Source organism: Streptomyces sp. NPDC015032 (genome assembly GCF_043080425.1).
GTDB lineage: Bacteria > Actinomycetota > Actinomycetes > Streptomycetales > Streptomycetaceae > Streptomyces.
The window spans coordinates 18,213-33,468 of sequence record NZ_JBIBVN010000025.1; the positions used below are offsets into that span (position 1 = coordinate 18,213).

11 protein-coding genes, 2 tRNA genes and 1 pseudogene are annotated in these 15,256 nt (G+C 70.7%); 8 read left to right on the top strand and 6 right to left on the bottom strand.

Features of this window, described 5'->3' with window-relative positions:
* Positions 1-241 precede the first annotated feature (241 nt).
* Positions 242-1,891 carry a long-chain fatty acid--CoA ligase gene (locus ACF08M_RS28440; RefSeq protein ID WP_392188118.1) on the top strand — a complete coding sequence of 550 codons (1,650 nt, stop codon included), beginning with the start codon at positions 242-244 and terminating at the stop codon, positions 1,889-1,891.
* 81 nt (positions 1,892-1,972) lie between these two features.
* Here the strand turns inward: ACF08M_RS28440 and ACF08M_RS28445 are convergent, their stop codons facing one another.
* Positions 1,973-6,034, bottom strand: coding sequence for a PAS domain-containing protein (locus ACF08M_RS28445; protein ID WP_392188119.1), 4,062 nt, complete (start codon positions 6,032-6,034; stop codon positions 1,973-1,975).
* Between the two features lie 181 nt (positions 6,035-6,215).
* Positions 6,216-6,668: an SSI family serine proteinase inhibitor gene (locus tag ACF08M_RS28450; protein ID WP_392188120.1), complete on the bottom strand. Its 453-nt coding sequence runs from the start codon at positions 6,666-6,668 to the stop codon at positions 6,216-6,218.
* A gap of 199 nt (positions 6,669-6,867) precedes the next feature.
* Between ACF08M_RS28450 and ACF08M_RS28455 the strand changes: the two genes are divergently transcribed.
* Together ACF08M_RS28455 and ACF08M_RS28460 are read left to right on the top strand one after the other, a co-directional pair.
* Positions 6,868-6,958, top strand: a tRNA-Ser gene (locus ACF08M_RS28455).
* Between the two features lie 228 nt (positions 6,959-7,186).
* Positions 7,187-7,259: transfer RNA gene (locus ACF08M_RS28460), tRNA-Arg, on the top strand.
* A 78-nt stretch (positions 7,260-7,337) separates the two neighbouring features.
* On the opposite strand, the pseudogene ACF08M_RS28465 reads toward ACF08M_RS28460, so the two are convergent.
* The 3 genes and pseudogenes from ACF08M_RS28465 to ACF08M_RS28475 all read right to left on the bottom strand — a co-directional run.
* Positions 7,338-8,076: pseudogene (locus tag ACF08M_RS28465) on the bottom strand (site-specific integrase); the annotation flags it as partial.
* A gap of 85 nt (positions 8,077-8,161) precedes the next feature.
* On the bottom strand, positions 8,162-8,626 hold the full coding sequence (locus ACF08M_RS28470; protein ID WP_392188121.1) for a GNAT family N-acetyltransferase: 465 nt from the start codon (positions 8,624-8,626) through the stop codon (positions 8,162-8,164).
* A gap of 243 nt (positions 8,627-8,869) precedes the next feature.
* Positions 8,870-9,799, bottom strand: coding sequence for a hypothetical protein (locus ACF08M_RS28475; protein ID WP_392188122.1), 930 nt, complete (start codon positions 9,797-9,799; stop codon positions 8,870-8,872).
* A gap of 841 nt (positions 9,800-10,640) precedes the next feature.
* On the opposite strand from ACF08M_RS28475, the gene ACF08M_RS28480 reads away from it, so the two are divergent.
* Positions 10,641-11,210 carry an NUDIX hydrolase gene (locus tag ACF08M_RS28480; protein WP_392188123.1) on the top strand — a complete coding sequence of 190 codons (570 nt, stop codon included), beginning with the start codon at positions 10,641-10,643 and terminating at the stop codon, positions 11,208-11,210.
* 356 nt (positions 11,211-11,566) lie between these two features.
* Here the strand turns inward: ACF08M_RS28480 and ACF08M_RS28485 are convergent, their stop codons facing one another.
* Entirely contained in the window at positions 11,567-11,881 is a 315-nt protein-coding gene (locus tag ACF08M_RS28485) for a hypothetical protein (RefSeq protein WP_392188124.1), read from the bottom strand.
* A 186-nt stretch (positions 11,882-12,067) separates the two neighbouring features.
* Here ACF08M_RS28485 and ACF08M_RS28490 point away from each other — a divergent pair, with 186 nt between their 5' ends.
* The 4 genes from ACF08M_RS28490 to ACF08M_RS28505 all read left to right on the top strand — a co-directional run bounded on the left by ACF08M_RS28490 (position 12,068) and on the right by ACF08M_RS28505 (position 15,213).
* Positions 12,068-12,949 carry a DUF2797 domain-containing protein gene (locus ACF08M_RS28490; RefSeq protein WP_392188125.1) on the top strand — a complete coding sequence of 294 codons (882 nt, stop codon included), beginning with the start codon at positions 12,068-12,070 and terminating at the stop codon, positions 12,947-12,949.
* 35 nt (positions 12,950-12,984) lie between these two features.
* Positions 12,985-13,863, top strand: a complete 879-nt coding sequence (locus ACF08M_RS28495) for an amidohydrolase family protein (RefSeq protein ID WP_392188126.1) — start codon at positions 12,985-12,987, stop codon at positions 13,861-13,863.
* 114 nt (positions 13,864-13,977) lie between these two features.
* Positions 13,978-14,718 (top strand): response regulator transcription factor, encoded by a 741-nt coding sequence (locus ACF08M_RS28500; protein ID WP_392188127.1) that lies wholly within the window; start codon positions 13,978-13,980, stop codon positions 14,716-14,718.
* 24 nt (positions 14,719-14,742) lie between these two features.
* A complete protein-coding gene (locus tag ACF08M_RS28505; protein ID WP_392188128.1) occupies positions 14,743-15,213 on the top strand; it encodes a hypothetical protein in 471 nt (156 codons plus the stop codon).
* The last annotated feature ends 43 nt before the right edge of the window (positions 15,214-15,256 follow it).

Genomic DNA, 15,256 nt, shown 5'->3' on the forward strand with positions numbered 1-15,256 from the left:
TGCGATGTTGCCGGTGAGTGTGATGTGGCCGGCGGGTGCGATGTGGCCGGTGGGTGGGACGTTGCCGGTGGGTGGGATGGCGTCGGCGGGTGCGACGTTGCCGGTGGGAGTGATGTGGCCGGCCGGTGTGATGTTGCCGATCGGAACCGATTCGTACGCCCGGAGTAGTGACATACCGAATGGTATGTGAGCAGAATCGGCGGAACCCCTACTGCCGCGTAGCGCCCACCAGGAGGACGCCGTGCTGAGCACCATGCAGGACGTACCGCTGACTGTCACCCGCATCCTCGAACACGGGATGACCATTCACGGGAAGTCGCAGGTCACGACCTGGACCGGCGAGCCCGAGCCACAGCGGCGCAGTTTCGCCGAGATAGGCCGGCGGGCCACACAGCTGGCGAACGCGCTGCGCGACGAGCTCGGTGTCGACGGTGACCAGCGCATCGGCACCCTCATGTGGAACAACGCCGAACACGTCGAGGCGTATCTCGCGATCCCCTCGATGGGCGCGGTCCTCCACACCCTCAACCTCCGCCTCCCCGCCGAGCAGCTGATCTGGATCGTCAACCATGCCGATGACAAGGCCCTCATCGTCAACGGCTCCCTGCTGCCGCTGCTCGCGCCGCTCCTTCCTCATCTGACGTCGGTCGAACACGTGATCGTCACCGGGCCTGGCGACCGTTCCGTCCTGGCCGGCGCGGCGGCGCGGGTGCACGAGTACGAGGAGCTGATCGCCGGCCGCCCGACCGGCTACGACTGGCCCGAGCTCGACGAACGCCAGGCCGCCGCCATGTGCTACACCTCCGGCACCACCGGCGACCCCAAGGGCGTCGTCTACTCCCACCGCTCCATCTACCTGCACTCCATGCAGGTCAACATGGCCGAGTCGATGGGCCTGACCGACAAGGACACCACGCTGGTGGTCGTCCCGCAGTTCCACGTGAACGCGTGGGGTCTGCCGCACGCCACGTTCATGTCCGGCATCAACATGCTCATGCCGGACCGGTTCCTGCAGCCCGTCCCGCTCGCCGACATGATCGAGCGCGAGAGGCCGACCCACGCCGCCGCGGTGCCCACCATCTGGCAGGGGCTGCTCGCCGAGGTCACCGCCCGCCCGCGCGACCTCAGCTCCATGGCCCGCGTCACCATCGGCGGCGCCGCCTGTCCGCCCTCCCTCATGGAGGCGTACGACAGGCTCGGCGTCCGCCTCTGTCACGCCTGGGGCATGACGGAGACGTCACCGCTCGGCACCATGGCCAACCCGCCCACCGGGGTGACCGGGGAGGAGGAGTGGCCCTACCGCGTCACCCAGGGCCGCTTCCCGGCCGGCGTCGAGGCACGCCTGGTCGGCCCCGGCGGCGAGCTGCTGCCGTGGGACAACGAGTCGGCCGGTGAGCTGGAGGTGCGCGGTCCCTGGATCGCCGGGGCCTACTACGGGGGTGCGGACGGCGAGGCCCTGTGCCCCGGGGACAAGTTCAGCGAGGACGGCTGGCTGAAGACCGGTGACGTCGGTGTGATCAGCGACGACGGATTCCTCACCCTGACCGACCGGGCCAAGGACGTCATCAAGTCCGGCGGCGAATGGATCTCCAGTGTCGAGCTGGAGAACGCCCTCATGGCGCACCCGGAGGTGGCCGAGGCGGCGGTCGTCGCCGTACCGGACGAGAAGTGGGGCGAGCGTCCGCTCGCCACCGTCGTCCTCAAGGACGGGGCCCTGCCCGACTACGAGGCGCTGAAGGTCTTCCTCGCCGAGTCCGGCATCGCCAAGTGGCAGCTGCCGGAGCGCTGGACGATCATTCCGACGGTGCCGAAGACGAGCGTCGGCAAGTTCGACAAGAAGGTGATCCGCAAGCAGTACGCGGACGGCGAGCTGGACATCACCCGGCTCTGACCGGGCCCGGTCGGGGAGTACGACGAGGGCGGTACGGGATCTCCCGTACCGCCCTCGTCGTCATCCGCGCGTGTTCGCCGGTCAGTTCGTGCCGATCTTCGCGAGCAGGTCGACGATGCGCGACTGCACCTCGTCGCTGGTGGAACGCTCGGCCAGGAAGAGCACGGTCTCGCCCGAGCTGAGCTTCGGCAGCTCCGACCCGGTCATGTCGGCGGATGTGTAGACGACCAGTGGGGTCCGGTTCAACTGGCCGTTGGCACGCAGCCAGTCGACGATCCCGGTCCGGCGGCGGCGCACCTGCATCAGGTCCATCACCACCAGGTTGGGCCGCATCCGGGTGGCGAGCGTCACCGCCTCGTTGTCGGAGGAGGCCCGCGCGACCTGCATGCCACGGCGCTCCAACGTCTCCGTCAGCGCCAGCGCGATCTCCTCGTGCTCCTCGATCAACAGCACCCGCGGCGGATGCTGTTCGCTGTCGCGCGGGGCGAGCGCCTTGAGGAGGACGGCCGGGTCGGCGCCGTACGCCGCCTCCCGCGACGCCTGCCCCAGACCGGCCGTCACCAGTACCGGGACCTCGGCCGCCACCGCCGCCTGACGCAGCGACTGGAGCGCCTTGCGGGTGATGGGGCCGGTGAGCGGGTCGACGAAGAGCGCGGCGGGGAACGCCGCGATCTGGGCGTCGACCTCCTCGCGCGAATGCACGATCACCGGCCGGTAGCCGCGGTCGCTCAGCGCCTGCTGGGTGGAGACGTCGGGCGCGGGCCAGACGAGCAGCCGCCGCGGGTTGTCCAGTGGCTCCGGGGGCAGCTCGTCGTCGACCGGCTGCGGCGACGGACGGTTGGCGACCTCGACCGCGCCGCCCGGACCGTCCAGCGGCTCCGGCCCCTCGGCGCCCTCGTCGGGTGCCCCTATGGCGTACGCGCGTCCTTCGGCCTCCGGCTCGGAGAGCAACTGCCCCGAACCCGGGTTCGGGCCCTGCCCGGCGCCAGGCGGCGTGGGCTGGGCCGGCGCGGACTGGGCCGGCGCGGGCTGCGGCAGTGCCGCCTGCGGGGTGCTTTCGTCCTCCGGCGGGGCGGCGAGCTTACGGCGCCGTCCGGCACCGCCGAGCGTCTGGTTCTGCTGGTGCGCGATGTGCTGGGCGAACGGCACGCCCTGACCGAGCGTCCGCACGCTGAACGCGCGGCCCTGCGTCGAGTCCGACGAGCCGCCGGGCACCGGAGCCTCCGCGGGCAGCGGCTGCCTGCGCATATCCGGTCCGGGCGCGGTGTTCCGGGGACGGCTCTCCGCGGTGCCGGTGCCGGTGCCGGTGGCGTCGGCGGCGCCTGCGACGGCCGTGGTGCCGGTGGTGTGTGTCGTGTGTCCGGCCTCGGGCCAGTCCGACTCGCCGCCCGGCCGGGCGCCGGGCCGACCGGCGGCCTGCTCGCCGGGGTGGCTGTCGGGCAGCCCGTCGGCCCGCACGGCCTGCTGGGCAGCGTCGGCGTGACGCGCCCGGCGCCGCCCGGTCGGTACGGGGTGCGCCGGGGGCGGGGTGTGGTCCTCGTCCGGTGCGGTGCGTACGGCGTCGTGGCGTCCGGGCAGCGAGGCGTCCGCGTCGGCGGCTGCGGACGGGGTCCGGTCGGCATCCGCCGGCGGGAGGGCGAACGGGGTACGGGGCCCGGCCGGCTCGGCCTGGGCGGACCGCTCCTGCGTCGCCGCCAGGGCCCGCCGCGCCCGCCGCCCGGTCGGCTGGGGCGCCGCGGCGGGCGCGGCCCCGTCCCCGGCCTGCGGGAGGCCCTCGGAAGCGGAGGGAGAGGGAGTGGGAGAGGAAGAGGGAGAAGCCGCGGAAGGAGAGGCGGAGGGAGAAGCAGCGGAAGAAGCCGGCAGCGCCAACTGGTTCTCGCCGCCCTGGCGCGCCCGATGCCCACCCGTCGGCACCTGCGTCGGCGCCTCGGCCGGAACCCCCTGGGGCGGCACGGTCTGACCACGCTGCGAACGGCCACCGCCACCCTGCGCACCCTCGGCAGCGGTCACCACCGCCCCCTCGGACGGTGCGGAAGCCGCGGGCAGCGCCAGTGCCTGCCCCGTCCCCTGCTGCTCGGCAGCGGGTTCCCGGGGCCCCTGTCCTTGTCCCTGTCCCTGCTCGGGCAGCTGGGACAGCTGAGCCGGAAGCGCGTGCTGAGCACCGGTCTCGGCCGGGCTCGGCCGCCCCCGCCTGCGCCCCGAGCCCTCGCCCTGCTGGACGGGAATCATGTCGTGCGCGCCCTGCGTCTCCAGCGAGTCCTGTGCCGCGGGGTCACGACGCGCCCGGCGTCGCCCCGTCGGCTCGGCCGCCGCCGTGTCACTGTCACCGGAACCCGACCCGGCCCCCGGCCCGGAACCGCCCACAGGGCTCTCCAGGAACGCGTCCGTGGACGCCCGCCGCGCCCGCCGCCGTCCACCGCCCGGACCACCCTGACCGGCCACCGGCCCCGGCTCCGACTCCGGCCCCGGCTCCGGTTCGGGCTCCGCTTCGGGAGCCGACGGCATCACCGTGCCCGAGCCCGCGCCCAACGGCAGTTCGAGCACGTACGCGCTGCCGCTCATCCCCGGCACCTCGTGCGTCTGGAGCACACCGCCGTGCGCCCGTACGATCCCGCGCACGATCGGCTCGTGCACCGGGTCTCCCCCGGCGTACGGTCCACGCACCTCGATCCGTACGACCTCACCGCGCTGCGCCGCCGCGACGACGACCGTCGAGTCGACGTAGCCGCCGCCCGGCACCATACGGGCCTTGCCGGTCGAGTCGACCCCGGCGACATCCGCGACCAGATGGGCGAGCGCGGTCACCAGCCGGGCCGCATCCACCTCGGCCTCGATCGGCGGCGCGTGCACCGCGAACTGCGCCCGCCCGGGACCGATCAGCTCGACGGACGCGTCGATGCCGGCCGTCACGACCGAGTCGAGCAGCACGTTTGCCTTGACCAGGTCTTCCGAGCCGGCGTCCAGGCGCTGGTAGCCGAGCACGTTGTCGACGAGCGTGGTCATCCGGGCGTAACCCGCGGCCAGGTGGTGCAGGATCTGGTTGGCCTCCGGCCACAGCTGGCCGGCCGGGTCGGCGGCGAGCGTGGAGAGTTCGCCGCGCAGCTCCTCCAGCGGCCCGCGCAGCGACTCGCCGAGGACGGCGGTGAGCTGGGCGTGCCGGGCAGTCAGCGCGGCCAGCTGTTCGGCCTGAGTCTCCAGTTCGGCGGTGTAGCGCTCGGCCCGGTCGGCCAGTTCCGCGCTGTGCCGTTCCGTCAGCGCGGTGACCTCGGTGGTATGGCTCGCGGTCAGTTCGGCGATCTCGGCCCGGTGCTGCTCGCCGAGCTCCTCGTACGGCCTGCGGTCGGTGAACGTCATGACCGCACCGACCAGCTGGTCCCCGTCCCGGACCGGAGCGGTGGTCAGGTCGACCGGCACCTGCGCACCGCTCTTGGACCACAGCACCTGCCCGCGCACCCGGTGCTTGCGGCCGGACCTGAGGGTGTCGGCGAGCGGCGACTCCTCGTACGGGAACGGCTCGCCCTCCGCCCGCGAGTGCAGGATCAGCGGATGCAGCTCCTGGCCGCCCAGGTCGCTGGCGCGGAAGCCGAGGATCTGCGCGGCGGCGGGGTTGACCAGGACGACCCGGCCGTCCGTGTCCGTACCGACGACGCCCTCGGCCGCGGCCCGCAGGATCATTTCGGTCTGCCGCTGCGAACGGGCCAGTTCGGCCTCGGTGTCGACGGTGCCCGACAGATCCCGTACGACGAGCATCAGCAGCTCGTCACCCGTGTAACTGCCGTTGTAGCTGCTCTGGAAGGCGTTGTACGCGGCCTGCCCGTCCTCCAGGCCGGCGCTGGTGACCTCGACCGGGTACTCGGTGCCGTCGGTCCGCCGCGCGGTCATCCGTGTCGGCTTCGTACGGCCCCGGTCGTCGGCGGACTCGGGACGGCGCATCGACCCCGGAATCAGCTTGGAGTCGAATTCCGGCACCAGGTCGAGGAGCCCGCGCCCGACGAGTGCGGTGCCCGGCGCCTCGAACATTTCGAGGGCGATGGCGTTGGCGTTGACGACCGTGCCGTTGCAGTTGACGAGCAGCAGCCCGTCGGGGAGTGCATCGAGTATGGCTGCGAGGCGAGCAGTGCCTCGGGATGGCCTGCTGCTCACGACGACGCTTCCTCCCTGGTTACCGCACCTTGCCGACAGCGGGCCCCATTTTGCCCCTCGGGCCGCGGGCTGTCACGGAAGGAGTCTAAAGGCAGGGGAGGGGCGAGGGTCGGCGGATGAGGGGGAGCTCTCACCAAGGTTCTGTGCATACGGTGCCCCGGACAGGGGTAAGGGCCCCCGCTCACCGGACGTTGGGGAGCACGGGCCGCAGGTTGTTCCAGCGCGAAATCTCGCAGCCGTTGCGCCGGCCGAAGACCGTGTCGATGCTCCGTCCCTGCCAGGTACCGGTGACCCGGGCGGTGGCCGGACCTCCGAACTGCTGCGTGCACAGCGCGTCCCCGGGCACCGGCGCGAACGGGTTCGCGCCCTCCTGCGCCAGTTCCTCCAGCCGGTCGCAGGCCGGCTGCGCCGCCGGGTGGCTGCCGCCCGCCGGCGCGCACTCCAGCTCGAAGACGCCCTCGGTCGCGGGGGCTCCCGAACCCGAGACCGTCACCGTCAGCCGCGTACGGGCATCGTCCTCGTGCAGCAGCGGCAGCGGCAGCGGAAAGGATCCTCCGGCCGCGGTCGCGGCCGGCGCGGCGGCGGTCAGGGCGGCGAGGGACGCGACGGCGGTGAGGGCGAGACGGCGCAACATACGGGCTCCTGTGCTCGGGCGCTTCGACGGGGGCGAACGGCCTCCGTCCTCACTAACGCTCGGCACGCCACGGCGTTGCGCAACGGCAGGCGCTTTGCCCTCGTGGCCGACTGCCTAGTACCGTAGGCAGCGATTGGTGACGCAGTACTCAGCTGTGACATCATCTGCACGCACCACTCGCGCTCGCGCGGGGTGTGCTGGAGGCGTCGCCTAGTCCGGTCTATGGCGCCGCACTGCTAATGCGGTTTGGGTCTTAAAGCCCATCGAGGGTTCAAATCCCTCCGCCTCCGCTGCATCACCGAAGCCCCGTGCCACCGGCACGGGGCTTCGGTCGTATCCGGCCCCGAACGGCGTATGGCTCGCTCGGACGTCCGGTCCGGCAGTGCGCGCCCGGCGCTGCCAAACAGGGCGTTTTCGCAGGTCAGGGATGGTCTGGCTTAAGGATTTCGCGCTACGGCGCAGGTCATGTAATGTTGTTCTCGCAACGCCGACCAGGCAGAAAAGCCCGGAAAGCACAAGCACTCGTAGCTTAACGGATAGAGCATCTGACTACGGATCAGAAGGTTGCAGGTTCGAATCCTGCCGAGTGCACAGCAGGCCAGAGGCCCCGGAGAGATCCGGGGCCTCTGGCGTTGCCTAGGCATACAGCAGCGAAGTACAGCAACCGTGTCAGCTGGTGCCGCCCATCGCGTCGGACAGCTTGCCGATCGCGTCGCGTACTTCTTCCTCGCTCGCCTCGGCGCAGACCTCCATCGTCATCGTGATCTGTGAATGGCGGAGGATGCGCTGTGCCATCTTCGGGTGGAGTGGATCTCGAGCGCGACCAGGAGTGAACTGCATGTGTGTCGGGTGTTCCGCAGGGGGATGCCCCGGAGGCCGGCACGACGAGCCCGAAGGGCGAAGATCCGGGTGAGGTTCCCCGGCTCGATCGGGGCGCCGTACTTGGTCGTGAAGACCGGGCCGTGAGTGTCCTGCCAGAGATTCCCGGCGGCCTTCCGGTCGCCCACCTGCTGAGCCCGACGCATCCGAAGCGCCTTGAGGCAGAGCGCGGGCAGCGCCGATCTTCTCCTCCGTGACCGCATGGGTCAGCGCGGCTCGCAGAGCATCACGGGACGCCTGCACCACCCGGCGGGAGGGATACGACTCGCAGCAGTCCCCGACCGCACAGCACTTCTGCCGAGCCGGGTCCCGCTTGGCATCCTTGCCCTGGGCGCAGCACTGGCAGAGGGGGTCCAGCTTGGTGAGCCATTCCCGCGCGTCTCGCACGGTGAGCCATTCCCGCACGTCTCGCACGGTGAGCTTGTCCAGCCCCTTCCGCACCGAGGTGCGGGGAGATGCAGAGCCCCACGTACCCCTCGAACGAGACGTACGACAGCGGGGCCAGGTTGGGCTTCACGATCGAGTCAAGGCGCTCGGCTGCGCTGCGCTCCGCCGGGCGCGCTTCCCGGCTCTGGCCGCGCCCACGCTCCTGCCCGTGGGGGCTGGTGGTGGGCTTAGGCGGGGTTCTCGTCGAGCACCAGCATGATGTGCTCATGCTCGCCATACCAGACCGTCTCGGTACGCCGGAAGCCGTGTTTCTCCAGCAGTCGCACCGAGCCGGTGTTCCCAATGAAGGGATCGGCGTGCAGAGGACGGGCCTTCTCCCGCTCCAGGAACAGCGTCAGTGCCTGCGTACCGATGCCCCGCCCCCAGTACTGCCTGCCGAACCGGTATCCAATGAAGCGCCGGCCCTCGCCCCACCACGCCACCACGTTGCCCGCCAGTTCTCCGTCGACGGTGACGGCCTGCACGAAGACGGTGGGGTCCCCAAGGACCTTCGTTGCCCAATGGGTCATGAAGGCTTCCCGTTCCCGGGGCGGGAAATTCGACCGCTGGACGGTTTCAGGGTCGTGCTCCTGCGCGAAGAACTCCTCCAGATCGGCCTGTCCGACGTCTCTTATGCGCACCTGATCGCTCATGCCGACGGAGTCTGCCACCAGCCACTGACATTCCCGGCAGGAGGAATCCGGTCGGCTGACATCGTGTGACTGGGCGAGATAGTTGCCACTTGGGCGCGACACCTGCCACTGAGCATCTGGGTGCCCGATATCGGTAGCAACGATGCCGGACGGAAGAGACGATGCGCAGGCGAGTCGTCGGTTTGGCCACCAGACTCCCGTACGGCGGCCGAGCGTTGGAGGTTCGGCGCATCTGGTGCCGGGTCAGATCCCCGCGGACGTCCGGGCGTCCTTGGCGGGTGTCACGGGCGCCGCCTCAGGGTCGCTGCCGTGCCCTTTCGGGGACCCGAACCAGGCCACTGCCACCGCGCCCGATACGGCGAGCACGAACCCGGTGATCGCCGCCCAGGCGAAGCCGGGACGGGAGGCATCGCCGAGCCACAGCACGCCGATGATGCCCGGCAGGACGGTCTCGCCGACGACCAGCGCGGCGGTGGCGCCGTTGACCGAGCCGATCTGCAGGGCGACCGTGTGCAGGTACATGCCGCCGATGCCTGCCACCAGGATCGCGTAGAGCGCCGGGTCGCAGAGCAGCGCTCCCGGGTCGAAGGGGTCGATGCCGTTCAGCACACGGACCCCGACACCGAGGGCGCCGAAGCCCAGCCCGGACAGCAGGCCGGCCAGGATCGCGGCGCGCGCCCCCAGTAGGCGTACGACCACGGTGCCGCCCACGATCAGGAGCAGCGAGATCCCCAGCAGCCACCAGTGCGTGGAGATCGGGGTGTCGCCGCTGCCTTCCGGGCCCGCCGCCGTCGCCAGAAGCACCAGCGCGGAGCAGACCACAGCAATCGAGGTCCACTCGGCGCGGTTGAGGCGGATGCCGAGGAGCTTGGTGCTCAGCACCGCCGTGATCACCAAGTTGGCGCTGATCACGGTCTGCGACAGGAACAGCGGCAGGAGGCGCGCTGCCAGTGCGCCGAGCCCGAAGCCGACGAAGTCCAGGATGGTCCCGACGATGAACTCCCAGGTCATCGCCGCCTTCGCAGTGGACGACAGGCTCGGGCCACCGTGCTGGGTCACGCTGCCCGCGGCGGCCTCCCGGCGGGCTGACTTCCGTGATCCGACGGCCTGAAGGACGGAGCCCGTGCCGTAACAGATCGATGCTGCCACGGCGGTGATCAGTCCTATGAGCACCGAAAGCTCCGTTCATGTATGGGTCGGTGGGGTTCGGTCCCGTTCCTACTGGCAGACGTGGGTTTCGGCGCGAAAGTTGCTTCCGGCGAGTCAGTTACCGGCGTATCTCCCTCCACGGGCCAACTACGGTCAGCCACATTGCTCATAGCACACTGCAACAGGTCTTAGCGCAGCGTCACGGAGTGTCCCCTTTCGCGCGTATCTCCTCCGCGCCCCAAAAAGGAGCCCGCCCCCCCCGAAGCCGCATCACGGAGATCACCGTCGCAGCCCCGGTCCAGCGAAGTTGGTGACAACTAGAGCGGAAAACCCCAGATGGTGACAACTGGAATGCCCAAACGGTGACAGGTGCCGCGCTCAAGTCCACGCTCGGTGCCAGCTCACCGACCCACCGACCAGACTTCAGTGCCCTTGGGCCGCCTTGGGTCCATTGCTTCAACCTTCGTGATCCGGACGGCGATTCCGCTCATTTTGATAAGCCCGGGTGACAGCTGCGCGATGCTGTGCATCCATTGGCCTGACACCTGGGGGTAGCTGCCGGTGAAGCTTCCCCTTGACCCGGACCGATCACCCGCGAGAACACCGCCTTCCTCAGCTATCGCGACCCGTGGGCCGTCCTACGTGCCCCGCCCACCAATCGGGCCATCGCAGATCTCCCGGAAGACGCGCGCACACGCGCGCTCATCGGCCTCCAGGCACTCGCGATCGGCGCAGTCGCCCATCTCGAAGCCGGAACGGTGCAGCGACTTGAGACGTTCGCCTCCGGCGAGCGCAGCAGCGCCGGCCCGGAAACTCTCGCGCTCACACTCCAGAGCCAACCCGACCAGGAAGAGGCCCGCACCCCATGACGCACCAGAATCCCACCCGCACGACAGAAACTCCCGGCATCCCGGGCGAGTCCGCCAGGCCCTGGCTGCCCCGCCAGGAATGGGTCAAGACCCAGCCCCAGGCACTCATCGCCTCCTGCGTCGTGCTTCTCGACCAGCAGGGCCGGATGCTCATGCTGCGCTACGCCGAAAGCGACCCGGGCGGCGGCACCTGGTGGTTGCCGGGCGGGATGCTCGACCATGGCGAAGACCCGTTGACCGCAGCGCGGCGAGAGTTGCACGAGGAGACGGGACTCACGGTGAACCCCGCCCCGCGTCTGATCGGCTACGACCACCGCGTCGATGTCGGCGGCACCGGACCGGTGCTCGACTTCTTTTGGTACGGAGGCACCCTCGCGGACAACCCCGCGATCCGATTGAGCCCCGAGCACGATCGGCACGCCTTTCTAGGGCTGGACGAACTGACCAACACGCCACTCGCCGCGCATATGCGCACTCTGGAAGCACTGCACACCGCTGCCACAACCGGGACCGTCGTCTGTCTGCGGGAAGAAAAGCCACTCGGACCTGACGATTCGTCGCTTTAGTGTCAAACCAAGGCGCAACTGGAGCCAGGCCACCAGTGAGAACTATCGGCGGATTCCAGGCGTCGTCGCGACACTCTGTGTGGTGTGGCGACCTCATCTGTGTCCCGGAGGCGGCGGTCCGTGGTTGACGCGGTCCATGGTCGGGCGTTTGCTGGGCGGCTTGTTGTTCGTGACGCCGTTCTCGGTGCCGGGGAAGTCGGGGTTCTTCGCGGCGTCTGGAACGTGGCCCTCGGGCCGGCTCGCCTGCCCCGGGCTTGAGCCGGGAACTCTGCGGCCGGTGTCCCCGCGTCGGATCACCGCGGGCAGAGCAGAGGGAGCCCGGTGCGAGCCGGGCCCCCTCGACTGGTGGTGCGCTGCTACAGGACGGCTACGGTGAACGGCCGGTCCGCAGCGGTACCGCTGCTGTCGCTGGTGACGACCGTAATGGTGTCGGCGTTGTTGCCGCAGCAGGAGTGCGGTGCGCCGATGGCGGTGATCTCGCCTCGGCTGTTGTTGAGCGTGGCGACGATCGCCGCCGTGGCCAGGTCGTGGACAGCGCGGGCCGAGACCTTCACGCAGTAGACACCCTTGCTGGACGTGCCGTTGCCTCGGGTGACCGAGGTCACGTTCTTGGTGTCCAGGAGCGTGGCGTTGCCGGCGACCTTCGCGGCGGCGACGGCGTATTGGGGCACGTGATCGCTATCCTGGGCGATCCTGACGGGAGGTTGCCGGGGATCCTCGTCACGTGCTGCCCGATCCTACGGATCAGAAGGTTGCAGGTTCGGATCCTGCCGAGTGCACAGTGGCAAGAGGCCCCCGGACGGGTCCGGGGTCTTTTGGCTTTCCCTCCACATGGATCGGAATCCGGGAGTTCGCGCATGGGATGGGAGTGCACCGGACTGCGGTGGCCGGACGTGCAGGGGCCGCCCGTGCTGGGGTGGCGGCGGGGCGGGGTCGTGCGGGTGAGCGCGCCGGCCTTCGGGACGGAGCTCGGGTTCCGAGCGGTCGGGCGGCGGCGCTGTGTCGGGGCGCGCGGCAACGCGTGTCCGGTCGGGGCCGCGGTGCCGGGGCGGAGTACGGGGGCGCGGTGTCCGGAGTGTGCGCGGCTGGACCGGGCGCACTCGGTGGCCGCCGACACGATCGCCGACGACCCTCGGACGTACCGCGTGTACCTCGCCTGGTTCGGGCCGGGGATGGTGAAGGTCGGGATCACCGCCGAGGAGCGGGAGGCGGCGCGGCTGCGGGAGCAGGGCGCCGTGGTGTTCAGCTGGCTGGGGCGGGGGCCGTTGATGGCGGCGCGGCGGACCGAGGAGCTGCTGCGGTCGGCGCTCGGGGTGCCGGACCGGATTCCGTACGCCAGGAAGCGGGCCGTGCGCGCGGCGCTGCCGGGGGCGGCGGAGCGGCGCGCCGAGGTGGCGGAGCTCTACGGGCGGGCCGTGGCGCTGGAGGGGGCCGGGTGGCCGGAGTCGCTGGAGCGGTTGCCGTTCGAGGCGGTCGACCACGCCGGGGTGTTCGGTCTCGACGGCACGGTCGAGGTTGCGTGGGCGGTCACCGAGTTGGTGGACGGGGGCGTGGTCGCGGGGCGGCTGGTGGCGGCGGCCGGGCCCGATCTGCATCTGGAGACGGTGACGCACGGGGGTGTGGTGCTGGACACCCGGCTGATGACCGGATGGGAACTGGCGGGCGCCGGCGCGCGGGCCGGGGTGGGGGTACCGGTGGCCGACATCGGGGGCGGCGGCGTGCAGGGCGGGCTGTTCTGAGATCGTCGGGGGTTGGACAGCGAGAGGGGAACGCGATGAGGAGTGACGCCGACGACGTCGTGCGGTTCTGGGAGCGGCTGGGACTGCCCGGGATCATCGATGTCCATACGCACTTCATGCCGGAGCGGGTGCTTCGCAAGGTCTGGGCGTACTTCGACTCCGCGGGGCCGCTGACCGGGATGGAGTGGCCGATCGAGTACCGGCACGACGAGGACGAGCGGCTGGGGCTGCTGCGCTCGTTCGGTGTGCTCCGGTTCACCTCGATGCTCTATCCGCACAAGGCGGGGATGGCGGCCTGGCTGAACGGCTGGGCGGCCGACTTCGCGCACCGGGTGCCGGACTGTCTGCACACCGCGACGTTCTTCCCGGAGGAGGGCGTGGAACGGTACGTGCGCGAGGCCGTGGAGGCGGGGGCGCGGGTCTTCAAGTCGCACCTCCAGGTCGGCGCGTACGACGCCAACGACCCGCTGCTGGAGCCCGTGTGGGGGCTGCTCGCGGAAGCCGGGATCCCGGTGGTGATGCACTGCGGCTCCGGACCGGCGCCCGGCAAGCACACGGGGCCCGAACCGGTCGGCCGGCTGCTCGCCCGCCATCCGCGGCTCCGGCTGATCGTGGCGCACCTGGGGATGCCGGAGTACGCGGAGTTCCTGGCGCTCGCGGAGAGGTACCCCGAGGTACGGCTCGACACGACGATGGCGTTCACGGACTTCACGGAGGAGTTCAATCCGTTCCCGGTGGCCGAGCGGGGGCGGCTCGCGGCGCTCGGGGACCGGATCCTGCTGGGCACGGACTTCCCGAACATCCCGTATCCGTATGCGCATCAGCTGTACGTGCTGGAACGGCTGGAGCTGGGGGACGACTGGCTGCGCGCGGTCTGTCACGACAACGCGCGCGCGTTGTTCGCCGTGGAGTGACCGGACCGGGCGGCTGGACCGGCGGTTCGGGAGAGGGCGCTCCGCCCGGGTTTTCTCAGGGAATTCACAGAATCGGGAAAGGGACCTCTCAGAGGGGCCTCACAGGGTTGAGGCATGACGACGACGACCTCGCCCCAGGGGCGTACCGAGCTGCTGAGGGCGGACCGCAGCCCCGTCCGTGTGCTGGTGGTGGACGACGAGGCCCCGCTCGCCGAACTGCTCTCCATGGCCCTGCGCTACGAGGGCTGGGAGGTGCGCAGCGCAGGGGACGGTGCCGGTGCCGTACGGATGGCGCGCGACTTCCGGCCCGACGTGGTGATCCTCGACGTGATGCTGCCCGACGCGGACGGGCTCGCCGTACTGGGCAGACTGCGGCGGGAGCTCTCCGGGGTCCCCGTGCTGTTCCTGACCGCGCGCGACGCGGTGGAGGACCGGATCGCCGGGCTGACGGCGGGCGGCGACGACTACGTCACCAAGCCGTTCAGCCTGGAGGAGGTCGTGGCGCGGCTGCGCGGGCTGATCCGGCGGTCCGGCACGACGGCCGTACGCAGCGAGTCGACGCTCGTCGTCGGCGATCTGACCCTGGACGAGGACAGCCATGAGGTCGGCCGGGGCGGTACGTCCATCCACCTCACCGCGACCGAGTTCGAGCTGCTGCGCTTTCTGATGCGCAATCCGCGGCGGGTGCTGAGCAAGGCGCAGATCCTCGACCGGGTGTGGAACTACGACTTCGGCGGGCAGGCGAACGTCGTCGAGCTCTACATCTCGTACCTGCGCAAGAAGATCGACGCCGGACGGTCGCCGATGATCCACACCCGGCGCGGGGCGGGGTATCTCATCAAGCCGGGTGAGTAGACCGGCGGGCAGGCGTCCGGACCGGTGGCGGGGCCGTGGACGCTGCGGACCCGGCTCGTGGTCTCGGCGGTGACGCTGATCGTCGTGGTCGCCGCGGTGATCGGGGCGGTCACCACTTTCGCCTACCGCAGCTACATGTACGGCAGGCTCGACGACCAGCTGCACTCCATCGCCATGCGGGCCTCGAAGCCGCCCGGCGGCGGGGGACCGATGCCCGTCGGTGCGCCGCGGAGCGGCGACCTCCTGGCCTTCGTCGATGCGCGCGGGCTGCCCGTGGGCGCCTTCGGGGCGGTTCTCATGGACGGCTCGGTCACCGAGTCGAGGGTGGTCACGGAGAGCTCCACCACGTCGTCGCCGCGACCGGGGCCGGGGCCGGGAGCCGAGGATGGCGGACAGCCGTTGACCGGCGCCCAGCAGAGCGCCCTGGCCGCGGCGGACACCGCGGCCGGCAGTGCCACCTTCTACGGCCTGACCCGCCCGGCTTCTACGACCTGACCCGGCCGACTTCCACGGCTTGACCCGGCCGAAGAGCGGGACA